This is a genomic window from Corallibacter sp. (assembly GCF_048381695.1).
Taxonomy (GTDB): domain Bacteria; phylum Bacteroidota; class Bacteroidia; order Flavobacteriales; family Flavobacteriaceae; genus Corallibacter; species Corallibacter vietnamensis.
Genome location: NZ_JBLXHI010000001.1, coordinates 600,877 through 623,929, shown reverse-complemented (window position 1 = coordinate 623,929; position 23,053 = coordinate 600,877). Strand labels below are relative to the sequence as shown.

The window sequence follows — 23,053 nt, the reverse complement described above, 5'->3', positions numbered from 1 at the left end:
CAAAATGTTTTGCAGTTAATTTTATTAATCGTAATATTGCAATGTAATAATAAACTGATTATGGGATTAGCCAAAACCGAAATTTTTACTGACAGCCAAAACGAAATCGCAACCTTTGCAAAAGTATTTGGTCATCCTGCTCGTGTTGCTATTTTACAGTACCTATTTGAATTAAACACATGTGTTTGCGGCGATTTGGTAAACGAAATAGGTTTGGCGCAACCCACTATTTCACAACACTTAAAAGAGTTAAAACAATTAGGTTTAATAAAAGGAATTATTGAAGGAACAAGTGTTTGTTATTGTATTGACACTGATAACTGGGCAAAAATGAAACGTATTATGAACGCGTTTTTAGATCAAGATCTTTCTAAAAATGATTGTTGCTAGTTAAAAAAATTTACTCATATTAATCGTAAAATCGCAATAAACAAATTAAATATATCATCTATGACACTAAAAGATATAAAAACAGCTTTAAAAACATTAGATAAAATTGCTTTTCAATTACCAAATGGCAGTCTGGTACCAAGTCATTTTCACGTAACAGAAGTAGGCAAAGTATCCAAGCATTTTATTGATTGCGGTGGAACTGTGAGGCATGAAGACGTTGTAAACTTTCAGCTTTGGAATGCCAATGATTACAACCACAGGTTACATCCCGAAAAATTAATTCATATTATAGAACTCTCTGAAAAAACATTAGACATCAACAACAATCTTGATATTGAAGTGGAATACCAAGGTGAGACTATTGGAAAATTTGGTCTAGACTTTGACGGAACCAACTTCCTTCTTACTACAAAACAAACCGATTGTCTAGCAAAAGATAACTGTGGCATTCCTGAAAAAAAGCCTAAAATAAAATTAGCCGATTTAAATAACGAGCCATGTTGTGCTCCTGATGGCAACTGCTGCTAAAAAGCAAAACAAATGACAACAACACAAGGCACCTTATTTCAAGAGATAGAAACGGTTATTAAAAGCCTAAACACCAATGTAATTTCACAAGAACGAAAAGAGATTTTACAACCGCTTGTTGATTATATTCAAGATAAAGTTTCAAACAAACAAGCTATACGCATAAAATTTATATGTACACACAACTCTCGCCGAAGTCATCTGTCACAAATCTGGGCACAAACCTTGGCGCATCATTTTAATATAAAAAATGTGGTGTGTTATTCCGGTGGCACTGAAAGTACGGCATTGTTTCCCATGGTGGCAGAGACATTAACAAATTCTGGTTTTAATATTGAAACCATTAGCCAAGGAGACAACCCTATTTACAGCATAAAGTATTCAGACAACGCTCATCCTATTATAGGTTTTTCAAAAAAATTGGATGCAACATTCAATCCTAAATCTGGTTTTGCTGCTGTTATGACTTGTTCTCAAGCAGATGGCGGTTGCCCGTTTATTGCTGGTGCAGTAAAACGTATTCCTATTACTTTTGATGACCCAAAAGCTTTTGACAACACACCGCAACAAGCTGAAAAATACAACGAACGTAGTTTACAAATTGCATCTGAAATGCTATATGTTTTCTCACAAATAAACGCTTAAAAATGGCACAAAAAAAACAATTAAGCTTTCTAGACAGAAACTTGACCTTATGGATTTTTGTAGCTATGGCACTTGGTGTTGCCATTGGTTATTTCTTTCCAAAATTTCCAGATGTAATCAACTCTTTTAGTAGTGGAACTACAAATATTCCTATTGCAATAGGTTTAATTTTGATGATGTATCCGCCATTAGCAAAGGTGAATTACAGTTTGCTTCCTAAAGTATTTAAAAACACAAAAATCCTATCTATTTCATTAATTCTTAATTGGGTTATTGGTCCTGTGCTCATGTTTTTGTTGGCTATCACTTTTCTTCGTGACTATCCAGAATACATGGTAGGCTTAATTTTAATTGGACTTGCAAGATGTATTGCGATGGTTTTAGTTTGGAACGATCTCGCTGAAGGAAGCAGTGAATACGGTGCTGGATTAGTAGCGCTAAATAGTATTTTTCAAGTGTTTGCTTACAGTTTCTATGCATGGATTTTTATTACTGTATTACCTCCATATTTTGGTTTTGAAGGTGCTATTGTTGATATTTCTATTGCTACTATTGCTGAAAGTGTCGCTATCTATTTAGGCATACCATTTCTGTTAGGAATTTTAAGCCGCGTAATTTTAATAAATTTAAAAGGTGAAACTTGGTATACACAAAAATTTATTCCAACGATTTCCCCTTTAACTTTAATCGCATTATTATTTACCATAGTGATTATGTTTTCATTAAAAGGTGAATTAATTGTTGAAATACCTATGGATGTATTAATTATTGCCATTCCGTTGCTGGTTTATTTTACATTGATGTTTATTATTGGTTTTTTCTTTACCAAAGCTACTGGCGCTGCATATGATAAAACAACATCTGTTGCATTTACCGCTGCCGGCAATAATTTTGAATTAGCTATTGCTGTTGCTATTGCTGTTTTCGGTCTTAATTCCGGACAAGCTTTTGCAGGTGTGATTGGACCATTGGTAGAAGTACCTGCCCTAATTTTTCTTGTAAAAGTATCTTTTTGGTTGAAAAAGAAGTATTATAAAAAAAGCCTTGCATCTAACTAATATGCAGGCTTTTTCTAACAAAACATTACATTTAAATACTAAAATCAATTATTACTTTTATAAAATAAATATATCCAAATAGACCTTGATAGTTTGTAGTTGAAAGTGCTTAACAATAATGCTATGACAATAATAACTGCAAACACTCTCAATGGCGATAAATCTACCATATACCAGAACAGTAAAAGGCTTGCTATCATTTGAGCAGCCGCTAGTGTATAACTCACAAACATAGCCCCAAAGAAGAATCCTGTTTCTTTTTCAAATTTAAAGCCGCATTCCTGGCAAACTGGGTTCATTTTTGGTATGTTAAACATCAAAATGTTACCTCCTTTTTTGAAAATCTTACCACGCTTACAATTGGGACATTTACAACTTAATGCATCAACTACTTTACTCATAACCTAACATATTTACTTTATGCAAAATTAAGACCTGTTTTTATTGTAAGTACTATAAAATTTGCGCCATTATTTGTACTTTTAAGACATTTATGAAAATCCCTATTTTAAATATTAGTCAATTTAAAAAACATTCTCATCGCAATGATGTGTATATTAACACATTTTCAAATCACATAAAGCGCAACAAGAATTTAATAAACAAACCACATAGCCATAATTTTTATCTCTGCGTTCTTTTTACTAAAGGCACAGGAACACATGAGATTGATTTCAATTCCTACACCATAACACCAGGAAAAATCTTTTTTTTAAAACCAGGACAAACACATTTTTGGAAATTTGAAACACAACCTGAAGGCTATATATTTTTTCATTCTCAAGAGTTTTATGAGTTAGCATTTTTAGAACACACATTACAAGCGTTTCCTTTTTATTATTCGTATCAAAATCCTCCTGTACTTGACACAACAGAAGAAAAAGCAGAAGATTTACAGCGTCTTTTTAAAAATTTACACTCTGAATATTTACAAAACAATGTGTTACGAGAATTAAAAATAGTCAACTTAATAAACCACATTTACATAGATCTCACTAGAATGTATATCCTTGACACCGATTTTGAGGAAGTAAAATTCAATAGTTATTCAAGAATTATAGAAAGCTTGGAAACGTTGATAAACACACATTTTCAAGAAGAAAAATTCCCCAAATTTTATGCAGATAAACTAAACATAAGCACAAAACATTTAAATAGAGTTGTAAAAAAAACAATTAACAAAACTACAAGTCAACTTATCGCTGAACGCACAATTCTTGAAGCAAAAAGACTTATTGTACATTCTCAAGATAGCTTAACAACTATTTCTCATACTCTAAACTTTTCTGATTATGCTTATTTTTCAAAATTTTTTAAATCAAAAACAGGATTGACTCCTCTTAATTTCAGAAAAAAATATTTTGATTAACACTATTACTGGAGTTAGAAAGGCACTTATGATACTTTTCTAACAGGAATCCAAACGGTCTCTTCGTTGATTTGGCTTTGCGGATTGTAAGTTTCTGGAAGTTTTTCAAAATGTGGCCTATCATCAATGACATATCCTGAACTTGGCAACCATTCTTTAAAAATAAACTGCCAAATTTTAGGAAAATCAGCAACAGTTCCTTTGTAATCTATAACTAAATAATCGCCTCCTTTTAGTGTAAGTGATTCCATGCCTCTTGGAACAGTGTTTAAGTCTGTAACCTCAACAGCAACCCATTTATCAAATAATGATTCAGGTGTGATGGCTTTAAAATGTTGTTGTTTATAATCTTGAATAGAAAATGCATGAGTACCTATTCGGTTAATAATCTCATGTCTACGAGGCATAAAAGCACGAGCTAACTTTGCCATTTCAATATGCATAGTTTGAAAGTTTACAGACATTTTCATTCCAATTGCATACATGTCTTTTACGGTAATAATACTATGCTTCATTGCTAATTTCGTTTAATATCCAAAGGTAATCTTCACGATTCTTCACAAAATCCTTATCAGAAATATCAATTATTTTAACGTTAAGCTCTGTTTTATTTTTTAAGAAATCTAAATACCCAGCATTGATTTTTTCCAGATAAGCATTCTCTATATTTTGCTCATAATCCCGACCACGTTTTTTTATGTTTTCTTGTAATCGGTCTGTGTTTTGATACAGATACACATACAACTCGGGTTTTGCAATATCTTTATACATGAGATAAAACAGTTTTCGGTAAAGTTTAAATTCATCATCAGGTAAAGTGATTTTTGAAAAAATCAAAGATTTATATATATCATAATCACTTACAATAAAATCTTTAAACAAATCTAATTGTGATAAATCATCGCTTATTTGTTGATATCTATCAGCTAAAAAGGACATTTCTAACGTAAACGCATAGCGTTTAGCATCTTCATAAAACTTTGGTAAAAACGGATTGTCTGCAAAACGTTCTAAAATGAGTTTTGCATTAAAATCATGAGATATTTTGTTTGCCAAACTAGTTTTTCCTGCACCTATATTGCCTTCTATGGCTATGTAATTAAAGTTAGAAAGTTTGTATTGTTTACTAGGGTTTTTCAGCCAGATATTAATAGGCTCTAAAATACTTTCATCTTGGCATTCTTGCAGTAATTCAGATATAGATTTCTTAAAAACAGGGTGTATGATTTTTGCTGCTATCTCGCTTAAAGGCTGTAGTACAAAACGCCTATTTTGTAACTCTGGATGTGGCACTTGTAAAGCTTGAGTCTGAATTATTTCTTCATCAAAAAATAACACATCCAAATCTATTGTTCTAGATTCATATGTATTTACATCACTTCTCGTTCTACCTAGTTTTGTTTCTATTTGCAATAAGGCTTGAATAAGTTCATCTGAAGGTAATTCAGTTTCAATAAGCGCACAAGTATTTAAAAAATCGGCTCCATCAAAACCTATTGCTGGCGTATTGTAAACTTTTGCAATAATATTAACCTTACCAATCTCTTTAAAAATAAGATTTATGGCATCTTGCAAGTGTTTTATTCGGTCGCCCTTATTACTGCCTAATGATATATAAACTTTGTGATGTGTATTCATGGAAAAAACAAAATAACTAAAAGAAAATTTAATAGCTTATATTTACGTTGCCTATTTATTCACAATTTCAAATGACCTTAAAAGACAAGCTTTTAGCACAACGCATTTATTTATTATTAGCTGCATTATTTATAACCTCTTTGGTGGTTTCTAATTTAATTTTTCAAAAGTTTTTTTATTGGTATCCTTTTGAAGTAGAAGTTTTTGGCACAAAATTATTTGAAATATCTGTAGGCATCTTACCTTATCCTATTACGTTTTTAATCACGGACTTGATTAGCGAAATATTTGGCAAAAAACGTGCTAACCAAGTGGTTGTTACTGGTATTTTTGCTTCATTATTTTCGTTACTTATTGTGTTGATTTCTGATATGGTTCCTGCAACTACTTGGTCTCCTGTTGGCAACGAACTCTTTTCTACCGTTTTTGGTAGTACAGCCATTGCTGTAACAGCCAGTATGCTAGCTTATTTATTTGCTCAATTTGTTGACATTCAAATTTATCATTTCTGGAAACGACTTACAAAAGGAAAATATTTATGGATTCGTAACAATTTCTCAACGTTTTTCTCACAATTTGTAGATACCTTTACCATCTTAATGTTACTATGTTCTTTCAATATTATAGAATGGGATAAATTTGCGGGCCTACTTGTTGCCGGTTTTTTGTTTAAAGTGCTTATAGCTATTCTTGACACACCGTTTTTATACCTTGGTGTTTACATATTTAGAAAGCGTTTTAAATTAAAAATTAATGAAGAAATAAGCTTGATATAAAACTATTAAAGTTTTATTAAACATTTGCCTAATGGCAACCATTCTTCTATTTTATATCGTATATACCTCAAACTTATCAATTACATGAAAAAAGCTTTAAAAATCATAGGAATCTCTTTATTAATCATATTCCTTTTACTATTAGCAATTCCGTTTGTTTTTCAATCTAAAATAAAAGATATCGTTAAGCAAACTATAAACAACAACTTAAACGCTCATGTTGAATTTAGCGATGTAAATTTAAGTTTCATAAAAAGCTTTCCGCAAGCCCAAGTAGATGTTAACGATTTAGTAATCACTAATTTTGAACCTTTTAAAGATGAAAAACTAGCTACAGCAAAATCTATTTCTTTAAACATGTCAATTAAAGAATTATTTAAAAAAGCTAGTGAAGGCCCGATTGTTATTAACGAAATATATCTTGACGAAGCTTTAGTCATACTTAAAACCAATAAATTTGGCGACACTAATTTTGACATTGCCAAAAAAAGTGAAGAAACTACTACTGAAACACCTCAAGACACTACCAAAGGATTTTCTTTAGATGTTAAAGATTATGCCATTACTAATAGTGCACTAACATATCTAGACGAGAGCTCAAATACAACCTTTTACATAACCGAACTTAATCATTCAGGAAAAGGAACGTTTTCAGGAGATGTTTCAGAATTAGACACTAATACAAGTGCCAGAGTAAGTTTTAGTATGGATAGCACTGAATATTTAAGCAACAATGATATAAAGTTAGATGCCTTAATTGATTTAGATTTAACCAATAGTAAATATACTTTTAAGGAAAACAAAGCTTACATAAATCAATTACCATTAGAATTTCAAGGTTATGTGCAGCTACTTGAAAATAGCCAAGAAGTAGATATAACATTTGAAAATCCTGGCTCTGATTTCAAAGATTTTCTTGCTGTAGTTCCTAAAGAATATTCTAAAAACATTGAAAACGTAGAAACTTCTGGAAACTTTAAAATAAGTGGTATGGTTAAAGGTTTAGTTTCTGAAAAAACCATTCCTCAATTAGATATTAATGTCTTATCAAATAATGCTTCTTTTAAATATCCTGATTTACCAAAACGTGTTCAAGATATAAGCATAAACGTTGCTATAAAAAATAACACAGGTAATGTTGATGACACTTATGTAAATATTAGCACTTTAAACTTTAAGATAGATCAAGACATGTTTAAATCGTCTGCGACACTTAAAAACTTAACAACAAACATGCTTGTAAACGCCAATATTGATGGTGTATTAAATCTATCTAATCTTACAAAAGCTTACCCTATAGAATTAGAAAAAGAGTTAAGCGGAATTTTAAAAGGGAAACTTCACACGGCATTTGATATGAATGCTATTGAGGCCAATGCCTATGAGCGTATTAAAAATGACGGTTCTGTATCTGTAACAGATTTTGTTTTCTCATCAGAAGACATTGTAAACCCTATCCATATCAAAAAGGCTGACATGACCTTTAACCCTGGAACTGTTTCATTAAACCACTTTGAAGCAAAAACAGGAAGCAGTGATTTAAACGCAAAAGGCTCTATTAAAAACCTTTTAGGATTCTTATTAAGTGATAAAAACCTGCAAGGAAACTTTAATGTTGACTCAAACATGTTTAAGGTTAGCGATTTTATGGTTGAAAGCGCTACTGCTGAAGCAAAAAACAACAAAACCTCATCTGATGAAGAGTCATTAAAAATTCCAGCCTTTTTAGATTGTACGCTTTATGCCGATGCTAAACATGTGGTTTATGATAATCTAGATCTAAAAAACGTTAAAGGAACCCTTGTAATAAAAGATCAACAAGCTACATTAAGTAATTTGACATCTAATATATTTGATGGGCAACTTGCTGTGAATGGTAATGTTTCTACAAAAAACGACACACCAACCTTTGATTTAAATCTGGGAGCTGATAATTTTGATATTTCAAAATCTTTTAAAGATTTAGACTTACTTCAAGCATTAGCACCAATAGCCAAAGTATTACAAGGAAAGTTAAACTCTACAATTAACCTAAAAGGAAATCTAGATGAAGAATTTTCTCCAGATTTAGCATCAATTTCTGGTGATGCTTTTGCTGAATTACTAACCTCTGATATAAACACAGAAGACAGCAAGCTATTAAGTTCTTTAAATGGCGTATTAGGATTTGTAGATTTTAACAAACTAAACTTAAAAGACCTAAAAACTAAACTAAACTTCAATAATGGTAATGTAGATATAAAACCATTTAACATAAAATATGAAGATATCGATATTCAGGTCTCTGGAGCTCATAATTTCAACAAAACTATGAACTATGGCGTTGTTTTTAATGTACCTGCAAAGTATTTAGGCAGTGACATAAATAGGCTTATTGGTAAAATAAACGATCCGGAAGTAAACAAAATTGCTATTCCTGTTACAGCAAATATTACAGGAACATTTACAAATCCTTCTATAAAAACCGACTTAAGTTCTTCTGTTACTACCTTAACAAAAAAACTTATTGATATAGAAAAGCAAAAACTTTTAAATCAAGGCTCAAACGCTATAAAAGATTTACTGGGAGGAATAAGTAATAACAACAACTCCCAATCACAAAACCAAACAACATCAGATACCACTAAAACAAATTCAACAAACAATAATAATGCAGTACAACAGGGTATTAAAAATGCTCTTGGTGGCTTATTAAACAAAAAGAATAACAGCAAAAAAGAAGACTCTATAAACTAAAAACAACCTTAAGAAAAAGTCAAATCACTATTTTAATAAAAAATCACTAAAAAATTTGGCTTTTTTCAATTGAATTATAGATTTATTACAAAGAAATTGCTTTTTTCTTGCATATTATAAAAAAAAGGTTATGTTATAAAGATAGATATTAAGTATTAATCTAAACTTTATACATGAGGCAATTAAAAATCACCAAGCAGGTTACCAACAGAGAGTCTAAATCTTTAGACAAGTATTTACAAGATATAAGTAAACTCCCATTGATAACCGCAGAGGAAGAAGTTGAATTAGCGCAACGTATTAGAGAAGGTGATCAAGCTGCTTTAGATAGATTAACAACCGCAAACTTACGTTTTGTTGTATCGGTTGCAAAGCAATACCAAAATCAAGGATTAAAACTCCCTGATTTAATAAACGAAGGAAACGCCGGTTTAGTAAAAGCCGCTAAACGTTTTGATGAAACCCGAGGTTTTAAGTTTATATCTTATGCCGTTTGGTGGATTCGTCAATCTATATTACAAGCACTTGCAGAACAAGCAAGAATTGTTAGGTTACCATTAAATAAAATTGGTTCTATAAACAAAATAAACAAAGCATATTCGCATTTAGAGCAAGCACATCAACGCCCTCCTAGTGCCGAAGAAATTGCTAAAGAACTAGATATGACTGTTAGCGATGTAAAACAGTCTATGAAAAATTCAGGGCGCCATTTATCTATGGATGCACCTTTAAAAGAAGGTGAAGACTCTAGCTTATATGATGTTGTAAAATCTGGAGAATCTCCTAACCCTGATAAAGATTTAATGAACGATTCTTTAAATGTTGAAGTTAATCGTGCTTTAAATACATTATCACAAAGAGAGGCTGATGTTATTAGGCTATATTACGGCATTAGTAACGAACAGCCAATGAGCCTAGAAGAAATAGGAGAAACTTTTGGACTAACTCGTGAGCGTGTAAGACAAATAAAAGAAAAAGGTATTCGTAGACTACGACATACTTCAAAAAATAAAATATTAAAAACCTATTTAGGATAGTCCTAGATAATAATCATTTACTAAAAACAACTTATGTTAAGAATTGAAATCAAAGAAGGTGAAAACATTGAACGCGCATTAAAACGTTACAAACGTAAACACCGTAACGTAAAAGTTATGCAAAACATCAGAGAAAAACAATATTTCACAAAACCCTCAATAAGACGTAGACGTGAAGTTCAAAAAGCGGCCTACATTCAGAGTTTAAGAGACCAAGAAGACATATAATTTATGAATGTATTCAAAATTTATAATGCTAATACAAAGCCAACTCAAACAGAAAAAGAAACCATAATAAACTTCCTGCATACTCACTTGCAGGAATATGGCGATGAAAAGACAGATATTTCAAAATGTCTAGATTACGCCGTAAAAGACAACATTTCTGCACATGGTGGTTTTGTATTAGTTATTAAAGATAAAGAAGGCATACAAGGAATTACAATTATAAACGAAACTGGAATGCATGGTTACATTCCAGAAAACATTTTAGTTTACATTGCCGTACACAATAACGCACGAGGAAAAGGCATTGGCAAACAATTAATGCAAAAAGCGATAGAACTAACAGAAGGTGATATCGCACTTCACGTTGAACCAGAAAATCCAGCACTACACTTATACAAAAAATTAGGTTTCGAGAACAAGTACCTTGAAATGAGACTTAAAAAATAAGTATTATGCACCCTATTGATATTGCTGTATTTGCTATATACATGATTATTGTATTAGCAATAGGCTTTTATTATTACAAAAAAAACAAAAGTGCAAAAGATTATTATGTAGGCGGCAACAGCATGAAAAGCTGGCACATCGGGCTTTCTGTAGTTGCTACCGATGTTGGCGGTGGTTTCTCTATAGGCCTTGGAGGTTTAGGTTTTGTAATGGGACTTTCAGGCTCCTGGATGCTACTTACTGGTTTAATAGGCGCTTGGCTTAGTGCTGTTCTCTTAATCCCAAAAGTAATAAATGAAGGGCATAAGTTTAATTTACTAACCTTTCCCGAGCTTTTAAAACGAAACTATGGTAAAAAAGTAGCGCTTGTTGCTGGTATTATATCTTTCATAGGATATTTAGGCTTTACCTCATCTCAACTTTTAGCAGGTGCAAAACTTGCCGTTGGCACATTTCCAGAGTTAAGCTTAACAAATGCTTTGATTATTATGGGAACTGTTGCTATGCTATACACAGTTTTTGGAGGCATTAAAGCTGTTATTTACACAGACACTTTTCAGTGGATAATATTAATGTCTGGTTTAATTTTCATTGGTATTCCTGTTTCTTTTTATGCTTTAGGCGGTCTTGATGGAATTTTAAAAGTTTTGCCTAATGAATTTTTCAGATTAGATAATATCACATGGATACAAATGTTCAATTGGGCCATTACCATCATTCCTATTTGGTTTGTTGGTATGACATTATATCAAAGAATTTACGCTTGTAAAGATGAAAAAACAGCAAAAAAAGCCTGGTATATAGCAGGTATTTTCGAATACCCAATTATGGCTTTTATGGGAGTTGCGCTTGGACTTTTATCTAGAGTTGCAGTTGAACAAGGCATGTTTGCTACTGATGGTTTTTTAACAGCAGCTAGTTTAGATCCAGAAATAGGACTACCTCTATTATTAAAAAACATATTACCTGTTGGGTTAATGGGATTAATGATGTCTGCTTACTTTTCAGCCATAATGTCTACAGCAGATAGCTGTTTGCTTGCCGCTTCAGGAAACTTTACAACAGATATTTTAGGACTTAATGACAAAAATCCTAAAACGATAAAAATATCTCAAGTAGTTACTTTTATCGTTGGATTTGTCGCCATTTTAATTGCCACAGCCATGACTAGCGTTTTAGATCTCATGCTTCTATCCTATTCATTTATGGTTTCTGGTTTATTAGTCCCTGTTCTTGGAATGCTTTACTCAAAAAATAAAAAACCTTTAGCGGCATTATTAGCCATGCTTTTTGGTGGATTTTCAACATTAATCATTACCTTTTTAGAAGTTCAAATTCCTTACGAATTTGATCCTATATTAATTGGTATTTCTATCTCATTAGTTACTTATTTAATCGTGAAAAAATAACACCATTCTTTTGGAAACAGAGTATTTAAAGTCATTTAGACAAAACCTACATAAGCAACCTGAACTTTCTGGAAGCGAAAAAAACACAGCAAAAACTATTGTTAGTGAACTTAAAAAATATAATCCTTCTAAAATTATAACAAACCTTGCTGGTTTTGGAGTCATTGCTATTTTTGACAGCAACAAAAAGGGTAAAACAATTGTTTTTCGAGCAGAACTAGACGCGCTTCCTATTCAAGAAACCAACACATTTCCACATGCTTCTAAAACAAGTCATGTTTCTCATAAATGTGGTCATGATGGTCATAGCACCATACTTATTGGTTTGGCTCAAGCACTTCAAAAAAGTCCGTTAAAAAAAGGAAGCGTTGTTTTACTATTTCAACCAGCTGAAGAAACTGGACAAGGAGCTAAAGCTATATTACAAGAAACAAAATTCACAAACTTAAAACCTGATTTTGTATTTGCGTTACATAATGTACCTGGTTATAAAAAAGGCACTATCATTTGTAAACCGGATACATTTACGCCTTCTGTAGTAAGCTTGGCTATAATACTAAAAGGAAAAACATCTCATGCAGCTGAACCAGAGCATGGCATCAATCCAGATTTAGCTTTACACGAGCTTATTTACAAAATAAAGATGCTAGCAAACCCTAATCAGTCAAAAGAAGATTTTTCAACGATAGCTACAGTTTATGCATGTTTAGGTTCTAAAGATTACGGTATTTCTGCTGGAGAAGGCGAGCTTCATTTTACTATCAGAACATGGACTCCCAAACAATTAGAAATTTTAAAACAAGCCATAAAGAACTTAACTCAAGAAATATGCTCAATACACAACTTAAACTTTGAAATTGATTGGTTTCAAGAATTTTCAGCAAACAGAAATAACCAAGACGCCTTTGACATTATTGAAAGTGCAGCTAAAAGCAATCATTTCAAATTTATAAATAAAGAACACCCTTTTAAATGGGGTGAAGATTTTGGTTTATTTACACAACATTATAAGGGCGCTATGTTTGGTTTAGGTGCTGGAACTGAAACACCAGCCTTGCATAATCCTGACTATGATTTTCCGGACGACATCACATCATATGGCGTTACAATGTTTCACACAATTTTAAAACTTATTTATGCCTAGCTCATTTATTGAAATAAATAAAAATGCATTAGCAAACAATATAAAACACATCACATCTCTTATTGATGATAACGTTGTTATATCATCTGTTTTAAAAGGAAATGCCTACGGACATGGAATTAACATTATGGTTCCTGCGCTACAAGAAATTGGTATAAACCATTTTTCTGTATTCAATTCTCTAGAAGCACAGCAGGTTTACAATAGCGCTAAAGGTAATTTTACTATCATGATAATGGGTGATATTAATGATGAAGATGCAGAATGGGTTATTGATAACGATATTGAATTTTATGTTTTCAACTTACACAGAATAGAAAACATGCTTAAAATTGCTGTAAAAAAACAAAAACCAATAAACATTCATTTAGAAATTGAAACTGGTATGAATCGCACTGGTTTCAATAAAGAAAACTGGAATGAGCTCGCTGAACTTATCAATAAAAATAAGACGCACATCAATGTAAAAGGAATTTGCACACATTACGCAGGTTCAGAAAGCATTAGCAATTACATGCGTGTTAAACAGCAACGACAAGCATTCAAAAAAAGCATTAAATACTTTAAGAGTCAAGATATTAAGCCCGAACGCATTCATAGCTCTTGTAGCGCAGCTATATTGGTATATCCTAAAGATAATTTTGATATGGTACGCATAGGTATTTTACAATATGGGTTATGGCCAAGTCGCGAAACATTTATTTCTCATCTCACAAAAAAGAAACTAACCAACGACCCTTTAACACCTATTCTTTCTTGGAAATCTTATGTTATGGACATAAAACACGTTTCTAAAGGCGAATATATTGGTTACGGAAATTCTTATCTTGCTGAAACAAATATGACAATTGCATCTGTTCCGGTTGGTTATGGCTATGGTTATAGTAGAAGCTTGAGTAATCAAGGTCGTGTTATCATTAAAAATTCTAGGCTTAGTGTCATTGGAATTGTTAACATGAATATGCTGTTAATTGATATCACAGCCAATGAAAACATAACTATTAAAGATGAAGTTATTCTTATAGGAAGCAATAACGATTTAGAAATCTCTGTTTCCTCTTTTGGTAACATTACAGATCAACTTAATTACGAAGTTCTATCTAGAATAGATAAAGACATTCCTAGAACTATAAAATAAACACTATGGCATTTTTTACATTAAACAAAGCATCACTTACTCACAATTATCGCTATTTACAAAAACTGTTCAGCAAGAACGACATGTCTTGGGCTCCGGTATTAAAAATGCTTTGCGGTAATGAGAAATATATTGAATTCATTTTATCTCTAGGTGATGAGCAAGTTTGTGATGCTAGATTATCTAACCTAAAAACGATAAAAAAGTTAAAACCTGGAATAGAAACAATTTACATAAAACCTCCCGCCAAACGAAGCATTAAAAACATTGTAAAATATGCTGATGTAAGCTTCAACACTGAATACACGACAATAAAATGGCTTTCAGAAGAAGCAAAAAAGCAAAATAAAGTTCACCGTGTCATTATCATGATTGAACTAGGCGATCTTCGCGAAGGTATTATGGGAGATCATTTAATGGATTTTTATAAAAAGATTTTTCAATTGCCAAACATTAAAGTTGCTGGTATTGGAACAAACTTAAATTGTTTAAGCGGTGTTATGCCTAGTAAAGACAAGCTTATACAGCTTTGCTTATACGAACAACTGATTGAGGCAAAATTTGACCAAAAAATTGATGGCGTTTCTGGAGGATCATCGGTTATGGTACCACTTCTTCTTAAAGGCATTGTACCACAAGGAATTAACCATTTCAGAGTTGGTGAAACCCTATTTTTTGGTAGTGATTTATTTACAAACGAAACCATACCTGGAATGAAAGACGATATTTTCACACTTCATTCTGAAGTGATTGAAATCACTGAAAAACCAAGTGTTCCTTATGGAAATTTAGAAAAAAATCCATCAGGAGATATGTTTGAAGTTGACGAAACTAAATTTACAGATATTCAAAAACGCGCCATATTAGATATTGGTTTACTAGATATTTCTAAAGTAGATTTTTTAAAACCACTAGATAGCTCGTTAAACTTTGTTGGCGCAAGCTCTGATATGCTAGTTATTGATATTACAAATGCAAAAAAAGACTACAAAGTAGGCGACATTATTACATTTAGAACCGATTACATGGGCGCATTACGCGTTATGAATTCGGAATATATTGAAAAACGATTTATTTAATTTATAGTAATTGCTACTACCAAACCTTCATTAGCTCTTACATTAAAAACTGTATCATCTTCAAAAATGAGATACTGCCCTTTTACACCAACTAACTTACCTGTGTAATTTGGTGTTTTTTTAAGATTTAAACTTTTTGGTTTTGCAGGATACTTTATAACAGGAAACTGTAGTTCTGTTTCTTTATTTGAAGCAATAAAATACGCTTTGGCTTCTTCAGGAATATATTGTTTTAAGCGCTCTCGCCAAGTTACTAAATCTTCATCTTGAATTTCATTTTTCAACATAGTTCGCCAATTTGTTTTATCACTAACATGATCTTTTAAGGCAACTTCTGTAATACCTGCTAGGTAGCGATTTGGCACCTCAACAATTTCAATAGCTTCATGAGCACCTTGATCTATCCAACGTGTTGGCACCTGACTTTTTCTGGTTACTCCAACTTTTACATTACTAGAGTTTGCCAAGTATACAATATGTGGCTGTAATTGTACTTTTTTCTCGTAAGCCAGATCTCGATCTTCTTTGTCTAAATGTGCTGTACTTAATTCTGGACGCATAATCCAATCAGCAGCTTGCGGAATATCAAAAAAACAACTTTTACAAAACCCTTGCCTGTAAATAGGCTTATCTAAACCACAGTTTAAACATTGATATTTAACAAATTGAATCGTTATAGTAGAATTTAGCAACTGATTCATGGTTATAAAGTCATTCTCAAATACCAAATAATATTGAATTGGTTCTGAATATTCACTCTCCATTTTTGTTAGAACACCTTGGTAGGTCATAAAAAAAAGTATTATTTTTAAAACTTAAATATAATGCAAATATGCCAATTCCTATAGTAAATTCTATTGCTTCCTGGTTTTTAAAAAAACGATTTCATCAAATTGAGTTATTTTTAAAATACCCTAATGAAGTTCAGCAAGAATTGCTTTCGCATCTTTTAAACAAAGCAAAAGACACTGAAATAGGCAAACAGTATGATTTTCAATCAATAAGTGATTACACAACTTTTGCCGAACGCATTCCTATTTCTACTTATGAAGATTACCAAGACAATATAGAACGTTCACGTAAAGGTGAAAACAATATTTTTTGGCCAGAACCTATTAGATGGTTTGCTAAATCTAGTGGCACAACAAGTGCTAAAAGTAAGTTTATACCAGTAAGTGAAGACTCTCTTGAAGATTGCCACTACGCAGCTAGCAAAGATTTGCTTTGTATGTATTTAAACAACAATGAAGCATCTCAACTGTTCACTGGAAAAAGTTTAAGACTTGGAGGCAGCAAAGAATTATATAAAGAAAACGGTACCGCATTTGGCGACTTATCAGCTATTTTAATTGACAACATGCCTTTTTGGGCAGAATTTAGTAGCACGCCCAGCAGTAAAGTTTCTTTAATGAGTAATTGGGAAGAAAAAATGCAAGCCATTGTAGATGAGACCATAAATGAAAACGTTACTAGCTTGGCTGGTGTTCCGTCATGGATGCTTGTGTTGCTTAACAATGTATTAGAAACCACAGGTAAAAATAACCTCTTTGATATTTGGCCAAATTTAGAAGTCTATTTTCATGGTGGTGTAAGTTTTTTACCATACAAAGATCAATATAAAAGCATATTACCTAACAACAATTTTAGGTATTACGAAATTTACAATGCCTCTGAAGGCTTTTTTGCCATTCAAGATTTAAACAAATCTAGTGAACTGCTGTTAATGCTAGATTACGGTATTTTTTATGAGTTTATCCCAATGGACACTTACGGAACCAAAAATGAAAAAGTGATTCCTTTAAGTCAGGTTGAAAAAGATAAAAACTACGCTGTTATCATTACCACAAATGCAGGATTATGGCGTTATAAAATTGGAGACACTGTACGCTTTACCTCAATAAGCCCGTATCGTATAAAAGTCTCTGGACGCACAAAGCATCATATTAATGCGTTTGGCGAAGAGCTAATTATTGAGAATGCTGAAGATGCTTTAAAAAAAGTGTGTAAAAAAACTAAATCAGAAATAGTTGATTATACAGCTGCGCCAATTTTCATGTCTGGCAAAGAAAAAGGCGCTCATGAATGGTTGATAGAATTTAAAACAGCACCACAAAACATCGACTATTTTAACGAGCTATTAGACAACGCTTTAAAATCTTTAAATTCAGATTACGAAGCAAAACGCCTTAACAACATGACACTTAATAAACCTAAAATACATATTGGTAGACAAGGTTTATTTTATGATTGGTTAAAACAAAACAACAAGCTTGGTGGTCAACATAAAGTACCTAGACTTTCTAACACACGAGATTATTTAGATGATCTTTTAAAGCTCAATTCTTAAGCTACCTTTTAACGGATAAAATAGCCGTTAAATTTCAGTTAACGAGTATTATATAAGGTTTATCTAAAACAAAGCTTGGTAATTTTTTTCTTACAAATAAATAAATAGTTTTACACCGCTATTAATTCCTATTAAAACATAATAACACATAGTGTTAACGTATTAATTAACATCCATTAAAATATCAGCCACTCTCAAAAGAGTGGCTTTTGTTATTTATTGTAATCTGCTAATGTGTTGACCAACACATCTGGATGAGATAGAAAATTAATACGTTTATCATCAATATAATCATCTAAGACTTCAGGATTTCCAGACACCAACAACGGAACATTTATTTGACTTAAAATTGCTTCTATTTTTGACTTAACAGAGTCTTGGTTAGGCGTTATAAACATTGTTAGTAGAGCTTTAGGATTTACAAAATCTACTACTTGTTTTATATTTTCTGTAGGAACATTTTGTCCTAAATAATAAACTTTCCAACCTATTTGCATAGCTAAAAAATATGCAAGCAGTAAACCTATTTCATGTTGCTCGTTTTCAGTTAAAAACATAACTATTGCAGGTGCATCTTCTTTAGGATATGGTAAAGCGCTTATTGAAGAAAACATTTTTTTCTTGATAAGATTGGAAATAAAATGCTCTTGCGCCGGTATAACTTTATTAATTCCCCAAAGAACACCTATTTGCGCTAGAAACGGATAAATAATTTGAGTTGTTACATTGAGTAAGCCTTTTTTAGCAATTTGAGCATTTAAGTTTTTTTCAAAAGCAACTTCGTCCATCTTCAATGTGCAAATTATTAGAATACTAATATCATCTTCTTGAGAACCGTTTAAAAGCTTTTCAGCGATTACTTCATTAATTTCAGCATCGCTCATTTTATCAATTTTGGATATTCTAAAACCATTTCGGGTTAGAATACCAATATTTAATAATCGCTTTAATTGATTATCTGTATAGTATCTAATATTTGTATCTGTTCTTTCAGGCGTAAGAAACGTGTATCGTGTTTCCCATTTACGTAAAGTATGAGCTTTAATGCCAGTTAAAGCCACGATTTGCGCCATTGAATACGTACTCATGTCTAATGTTTTACAAGGCAAAGTTAAACAAAAAAGAGCGAGAAACAATCAACTCTAAACTATTTTTGTCTAACTTTTTTAATTTTTATATAGACAAAATGATCTTTATTTGTATATTTGTCCAAGTTAAACAGAAAAAACATAGACAAAATGAAAACAAAATTCTTTTATCTCGTCCTAGTAAATCTGTCATTACTATTAAGTTCTTGTAGTAATGATGATGATTTCACAGTCCCACAATCTGTAAACTCCGAACAAAACATAGTTAGTATTGCTTCAGACACACCTGAATTGTCTGTATTAGTTTCAGCACTTTCAAGAGCTGACGGAAATTTAGTGAACGTACTTAATGGCAACGGACCATTCACAGTACTTGCACCTACAAATACTGCTTTTAACAACTTTTTAAGTGACAATGGTTTCAGTTCACTTGACGACGTACCTACAGATGTATTATCGCAAATACTACTAAACCACGTAATTATGGCTGATGTTAAATCAACTGATTTGACATTATCAGGTTCAGGCTACGCATCAGGAAGTGCCACAGGAGCCAATAATCAAAACATTAGTATTTATTTCAACACTGAAAATGGTGTAACTTTTAACGGTATTGCCAATGTAACTACTGCTGATGTAGATGCAAGCAATGGTACTATACACATTATTGATGCTGTTTTAGGTTTACCAGACATTGTAGATTTGACTGTTGCTAATTCAAACTTTTCTAGTTTAGTTGCAGCCTTGGGAGCAGCAGATGGTGATTTAGTAACTGTATTGCAAGGCAGTGGTCCTTTTACTGTTCTAGCTCCAGACAACAATGCATTTAACACCTTTCTAGATGGAACACCTCTTGAAGATGTTGATACAGCAACGCTTTCTCAAATATTATTAAATCATGTTGTTGCGGGTTCTGCTATTACATCAAACACATTGATTGATGCTGGTTCTGGATACACAAATACAGCAGCAACAGCAGAAAACAGCAATGCTTTGAGTTTATATTACAACACAAGCGATGGCGTTACATTTAATGGTATATCTACTGTAATGTCTGCAGATATTGTTGGTACTAACGGTATTATCCATGCTGTAGACGCTGTAATTGATATTCCAACGGTTGTAACTTTTGCTGCTGCAGATCCAAACTTTTCAACACTTGTTACAGCCTTAACAGATTTAACTCCAAACACAGACTTTGTATCTATTTTATCTAGAACGGAAGGCGGAAATTCTGATGGTATAAATCCTGACTTTACAGTATTTGCTCCAACAAATGATGCCTTTGATAATTTAGCTTCAATCCCTGAAGAAAACACACTTACACAAGTGCTTTTACACCATGTAATAGGAGGCGCCAATGTAACCTCATCAAATTTAAACAATCCTGGAAACACTACTGCACAAACCCTGCAAAGCGACAATATAACTATTACACTACCAGGTAGCGGAGATAATATTGCAAATATTACAGATGGTTCTGGTAATTCAGATGTAGCAATTATTGCTGTAGATGTTCAAGCTGGTAATGGTGTTATACATGTTATAAACAAAGTTATGATTCCAAACCTGTAATAGGAGATCTTAAAGACATTATGAAAAAGAAAAAGGGTAAGTTTTAATTAATAGATAGTAAACCGGTAATCTTCAGGTTATCGGTTTACTTAAACAAACAATGGCTACAAAAAAAATAATCATAATAGGTTCTGGGTTTTCATCACTTGCCGCGTCATGCTACTTGGCAAAACAGGGATTTGATGTTACTGTTTTAGAAAAAAACAAAACCGTAGGTGGTCGTGCAAGACAACTAAAAAAAGACGGATTCACTTTTGATATGGGTCCAACATTTTATTGGATGCCTGATGTGTTTGAACAATTTTTTGGAGACTTTAATTCCTCAACAAAAAACTATTACAACCTAATAAAACTTAATCCTGCTTATAAAATTTACTACGGAAAAAATGACTCAATAAGCATCTCTGATAATTTTGAAAACATTAAAGACACCTTTGAAAATGTAGAAAAAGGTAGCGGCAAAAAGCTTCAAAAATTTATAAATAAAGCTCAAAACAATTATAACATTGCTATTAAAAACCTAGTTTACAAACCAGGACAACATGTTTTTGAGATTATAAATTCTAAAACCATTTTAAAACTTCATGAGTTTATACTTACAATTAAAAAACAAGTATCTGGTTATGTTAAAAACAAGAAGCTTCAAAAAATCCTGGAGTTTCCTGTATTGTTTTTAGGAGCCAAACCAAGTAATACGCCTTCGTTTTATAATTTCATGAATTATGCCGACTTAAAACTTGGTACTTGGCATCCTGAAGGCGGTATGTATGAGGTTGTAAAAGGCATTACAACACTCGCTCAAAGTCTTGGTGTAAAAATTATTACCAATAGTGATGTAGAGAAAATTGAAGTCACTAATAAAAGAGCCTCTGGAGTACTAACAAAAACTGGATTTTTTCCATGCGATATCGTATTAAGCGGTGCAGATTATCATCACACAGAAACATTACTCCCTGAAAAATTAAGACAATACTCTGAAACTTACTGGAACAAAAAAACCTTTGCGCCATCAGCTTTAATGTTTTATGTTGGGTTTAATAAAAAACTAAAAAATGTATCACATCATACTTTATTTTTTGATACAGATTTTGAAACCCACGCCAAAACAATTTACAACACAAAAAAATGGCCAGAAAAGCCATTGTTCTATGCTAGTTTTCCAAGTATAACAGATAACAGCTCTGCTCCCATAGGAAAAGAAACAGGTATTTTTTTAATACCAATTGCTCCAGATATTGAGGATACTCCAGCTATTAGAGAAACTTATTTTAATCAACTTATAGGGCGTATTGAGAAAATTACTGGAGAATCTGTAAAAGAGGATATTCTTTTTAAAGAATCATACTGTGTTAGCAATTTTAAAGAAGATTACAACTCTTACAAAGGAAATGCTTACGGATTAGCAAATACGCTATCTCAAACGCATGTTTTAAGACCAAAACTAAAAAGCAAAAAAGTAGATAATCTTTACTTCTGTGGTCAGCTTACTGTTCCTGGCCCAGGTGTTCCTCCATCATTAATATCCGGAAAAATAGTAAGTGATTTAATAATAAAATATCATAAAAAATGAAACAGCTATTTGATACCTCAAGCTTAAAGTGCAGTAAAATAGTTACAAACACTTACAGCACATCATTTTCATTGGGCATAAAACTTTTTGCGCCATCAGTGAGACCGCATATATATGCTATTTATGGTTTTGTTAGATACGCTGACGAAATTGTAGACTCTTTCAACGCTTACAATCAAGAAGACTTATTCAAAGATTTTGTGAACGATTACAAAAAAGCTTTAGATAGAAAAATAAGTCTAAACCCAATTATAAACGCTTTTCAAGAAGTAGTTCATAATTACAATTTACATACATATGCAGATGATTTTCTCAAGCGTATGGAATCTGATTTATTTATAACAGATTACACAACTAGAGAGGCTTATGAAAACTACATATATGGATCTGCTGATGTGGTAGGATTAATGTGTTTACGTGTTTTTGTTAATAATGACGAAACCAAATTTAACGAGCTAAAACACGCTGCAAAACATCTTGGATCTGCTTTTCAAAAAATAAATTTTTTGAGAGACATTAAAGATGACATAGAACAATTAGGTCGCTCTTATTTTCCTAACTTATCTAACAAAACACTAAATAGCCTTACTAAAGAAGAAATAATCGCTGATATAAACACAGATTTGATTGAGGCTTATTCTGGCATAGTAAAACTACCATTAGAAAGCAGATTTGGAGTTTATATAGCTTACAGATATTATTTAAAACTTCTTAAAAAACTTAAAAAAGCTGATTCTGAAAAAATCCTAAAAGGACGCATTAGAGTTTCTAATACTTTAAAGTTTTTAATTTTCACAAAGTCTTACATAAGATATAAGCTAAATGTTTTATAATACAAACACGCTAAT

The 23,053-nt window shown here is 32.1% G+C and carries 23 protein-coding genes; 18 read left to right on the top strand and 5 right to left on the bottom strand.

Annotated features, from left to right (window positions below):
* The first annotated feature begins 60 nt into the window (after positions 1-60).
* Genes ACN5J3_RS02895 through arsB form a run of 4 tightly spaced genes read left to right on the top strand, consistent with a single transcriptional unit; the run spans position 61 to position 2,624 of the window.
* Positions 61-390 carry an ArsR/SmtB family transcription factor gene (locus ACN5J3_RS02895; protein ID WP_418510708.1) on the top strand — a complete coding sequence of 110 codons (330 nt, stop codon included), beginning with the start codon at positions 61-63 and terminating at the stop codon, positions 388-390.
* Positions 391-450: 60 nt separating this feature from the next.
* Positions 451-921, top strand: a complete 471-nt coding sequence (locus ACN5J3_RS02890) for a DUF6428 family protein (RefSeq protein ID WP_418510707.1) — start codon at positions 451-453, stop codon at positions 919-921.
* A gap of 12 nt (positions 922-933) precedes the next feature.
* Complete coding sequence (locus ACN5J3_RS02885) at positions 934-1,566, top strand: low molecular weight phosphatase family protein (RefSeq protein WP_418510706.1); 633 nt, start codon at positions 934-936, stop codon at positions 1,564-1,566.
* Between the two features lie 2 nt (positions 1,567-1,568).
* On the top strand, positions 1,569-2,624 hold the full coding sequence (arsB, locus tag ACN5J3_RS02880) for an ACR3 family arsenite efflux transporter (RefSeq protein WP_418510705.1): 1,056 nt from the start codon (positions 1,569-1,571) through the stop codon (positions 2,622-2,624).
* 44 nt (positions 2,625-2,668) lie between these two features.
* On the opposite strand, the gene ACN5J3_RS02875 is transcribed toward arsB, so the two are convergent.
* Positions 2,669-3,025: a DUF983 domain-containing protein gene (locus tag ACN5J3_RS02875; protein WP_418510704.1), complete on the bottom strand. Its 357-nt coding sequence runs from the start codon at positions 3,023-3,025 to the stop codon at positions 2,669-2,671.
* A 92-nt stretch (positions 3,026-3,117) separates the two neighbouring features.
* Here ACN5J3_RS02875 and ACN5J3_RS02870 point away from each other — a divergent pair, with 92 nt between their 5' ends.
* Positions 3,118-3,993 (top strand): helix-turn-helix domain-containing protein, encoded by an 876-nt coding sequence (locus ACN5J3_RS02870; RefSeq protein WP_418510703.1) that lies wholly within the window; start codon positions 3,118-3,120, stop codon positions 3,991-3,993.
* Positions 3,994-4,019: 26 nt separating this feature from the next.
* Here the strand turns inward: ACN5J3_RS02870 and ACN5J3_RS02865 are convergent, their stop codons facing one another.
* Both ACN5J3_RS02865 and folK read right to left on the bottom strand, forming a co-directional pair.
* Positions 4,020-4,508: a GyrI-like domain-containing protein gene (locus ACN5J3_RS02865; protein WP_418510702.1), complete on the bottom strand. Its 489-nt coding sequence runs from the start codon at positions 4,506-4,508 to the stop codon at positions 4,020-4,022.
* Positions 4,498-5,631, bottom strand: a complete 1,134-nt coding sequence (gene folK / locus ACN5J3_RS02860; protein WP_418510701.1) for a 2-amino-4-hydroxy-6-hydroxymethyldihydropteridine diphosphokinase — start codon at positions 5,629-5,631, stop codon at positions 4,498-4,500. Before folK ends, ACN5J3_RS02865 begins: the two co-directional genes overlap by 11 nt.
* Before the next feature lie 71 nt (positions 5,632-5,702).
* Here folK and ACN5J3_RS02855 point away from each other — a divergent pair, with 71 nt between their 5' ends.
* The 9 genes from ACN5J3_RS02855 (at position 5,703) to ACN5J3_RS02815 (ending at position 15,625) form a co-directional block, all read left to right on the top strand.
* Positions 5,703-6,407, top strand: a complete 705-nt coding sequence (locus ACN5J3_RS02855) for a queuosine precursor transporter (RefSeq protein ID WP_418510700.1) — start codon at positions 5,703-5,705, stop codon at positions 6,405-6,407.
* Positions 6,408-6,491: 84 nt separating this feature from the next.
* The gene (locus tag ACN5J3_RS02850) at positions 6,492-9,143 is read left to right on the top strand and encodes an AsmA-like C-terminal region-containing protein (protein ID WP_418510699.1); all 2,652 of its coding nucleotides are present in this window, start codon (positions 6,492-6,494) and stop codon (positions 9,141-9,143) included.
* Positions 9,144-9,316: 173 nt separating this feature from the next.
* A complete protein-coding gene (locus ACN5J3_RS02845; protein WP_344727963.1) occupies positions 9,317-10,180 on the top strand; it encodes an RNA polymerase sigma factor RpoD/SigA in 864 nt (287 codons plus the stop codon).
* A gap of 33 nt (positions 10,181-10,213) precedes the next feature.
* Complete coding sequence (rpsU, locus tag ACN5J3_RS02840; RefSeq protein ID WP_418509124.1) at positions 10,214-10,408, top strand: 30S ribosomal protein S21; 195 nt, start codon at positions 10,214-10,216, stop codon at positions 10,406-10,408.
* Between the two features lie 3 nt (positions 10,409-10,411).
* Positions 10,412-10,855, top strand: a complete 444-nt coding sequence (locus ACN5J3_RS02835) for a GNAT family N-acetyltransferase (protein WP_418509123.1) — start codon at positions 10,412-10,414, stop codon at positions 10,853-10,855.
* Positions 10,856-10,860: 5 nt separating this feature from the next.
* On the top strand, positions 10,861-12,264 hold the full coding sequence (locus tag ACN5J3_RS02830; RefSeq protein ID WP_418510698.1) for a sodium:solute symporter family protein: 1,404 nt from the start codon (positions 10,861-10,863) through the stop codon (positions 12,262-12,264).
* 10 nt (positions 12,265-12,274) lie between these two features.
* Positions 12,275-13,408 (top strand): amidohydrolase, encoded by a 1,134-nt coding sequence (locus tag ACN5J3_RS02825; RefSeq protein ID WP_418510697.1) that lies wholly within the window; start codon positions 12,275-12,277, stop codon positions 13,406-13,408.
* Positions 13,401-14,546 (top strand): alanine racemase, encoded by a 1,146-nt coding sequence (gene alr, locus ACN5J3_RS02820; RefSeq protein WP_418510696.1) that lies wholly within the window; start codon positions 13,401-13,403, stop codon positions 14,544-14,546. Before ACN5J3_RS02825 ends, alr begins: the two co-directional genes overlap by 8 nt.
* Positions 14,547-14,551: 5 nt before the next feature.
* Positions 14,552-15,625 (top strand): alanine racemase, encoded by a 1,074-nt coding sequence (locus ACN5J3_RS02815; protein ID WP_418509118.1) that lies wholly within the window; start codon positions 14,552-14,554, stop codon positions 15,623-15,625.
* Here ACN5J3_RS02815 and ACN5J3_RS02810 read toward each other — a convergent pair.
* Complete coding sequence (locus ACN5J3_RS02810; protein ID WP_418510695.1) at positions 15,622-16,416, bottom strand: DUF2797 domain-containing protein; 795 nt, start codon at positions 16,414-16,416, stop codon at positions 15,622-15,624. The two genes, ACN5J3_RS02815 and ACN5J3_RS02810, sit on opposite strands and share 4 nt — an antisense overlap.
* A 41-nt stretch (positions 16,417-16,457) precedes the next feature.
* On the opposite strand from ACN5J3_RS02810, the gene ACN5J3_RS02805 reads away from it, so the two are divergent.
* Positions 16,458-17,972, top strand: a complete 1,515-nt coding sequence (locus ACN5J3_RS02805) for a GH3 auxin-responsive promoter family protein (protein WP_418510694.1) — start codon at positions 16,458-16,460, stop codon at positions 17,970-17,972.
* 212 nt (positions 17,973-18,184) lie between these two features.
* Here ACN5J3_RS02805 and ACN5J3_RS02800 read toward each other — a convergent pair whose 3' ends face one another.
* Entirely contained in the window at positions 18,185-19,060 is an 876-nt protein-coding gene (locus tag ACN5J3_RS02800) for a MerR family transcriptional regulator (protein WP_418510693.1), read from the bottom strand.
* A gap of 150 nt (positions 19,061-19,210) precedes the next feature.
* Here ACN5J3_RS02800 and ACN5J3_RS02795 point away from each other — a divergent pair, with 150 nt between their 5' ends.
* The 3 genes from ACN5J3_RS02795 to ACN5J3_RS02785 all read left to right on the top strand — a co-directional run bounded on the left by ACN5J3_RS02795 (position 19,211) and on the right by ACN5J3_RS02785 (position 23,038).
* Entirely contained in the window at positions 19,211-20,635 is a 1,425-nt protein-coding gene (locus tag ACN5J3_RS02795; RefSeq protein WP_418510692.1) for a fasciclin domain-containing protein, read from the top strand.
* Positions 20,636-20,735: 100 nt separating this feature from the next.
* Entirely contained in the window at positions 20,736-22,205 is a 1,470-nt protein-coding gene (locus ACN5J3_RS02790) for a phytoene desaturase family protein (RefSeq protein WP_418510691.1), read from the top strand.
* A complete protein-coding gene (locus tag ACN5J3_RS02785) occupies positions 22,202-23,038 on the top strand; it encodes a phytoene/squalene synthase family protein (RefSeq protein WP_344727924.1) in 837 nt (278 codons plus the stop codon). Before ACN5J3_RS02790 ends, ACN5J3_RS02785 begins: the two co-directional genes overlap by 4 nt.
* Positions 23,039-23,053 lie beyond the last annotated feature (15 nt).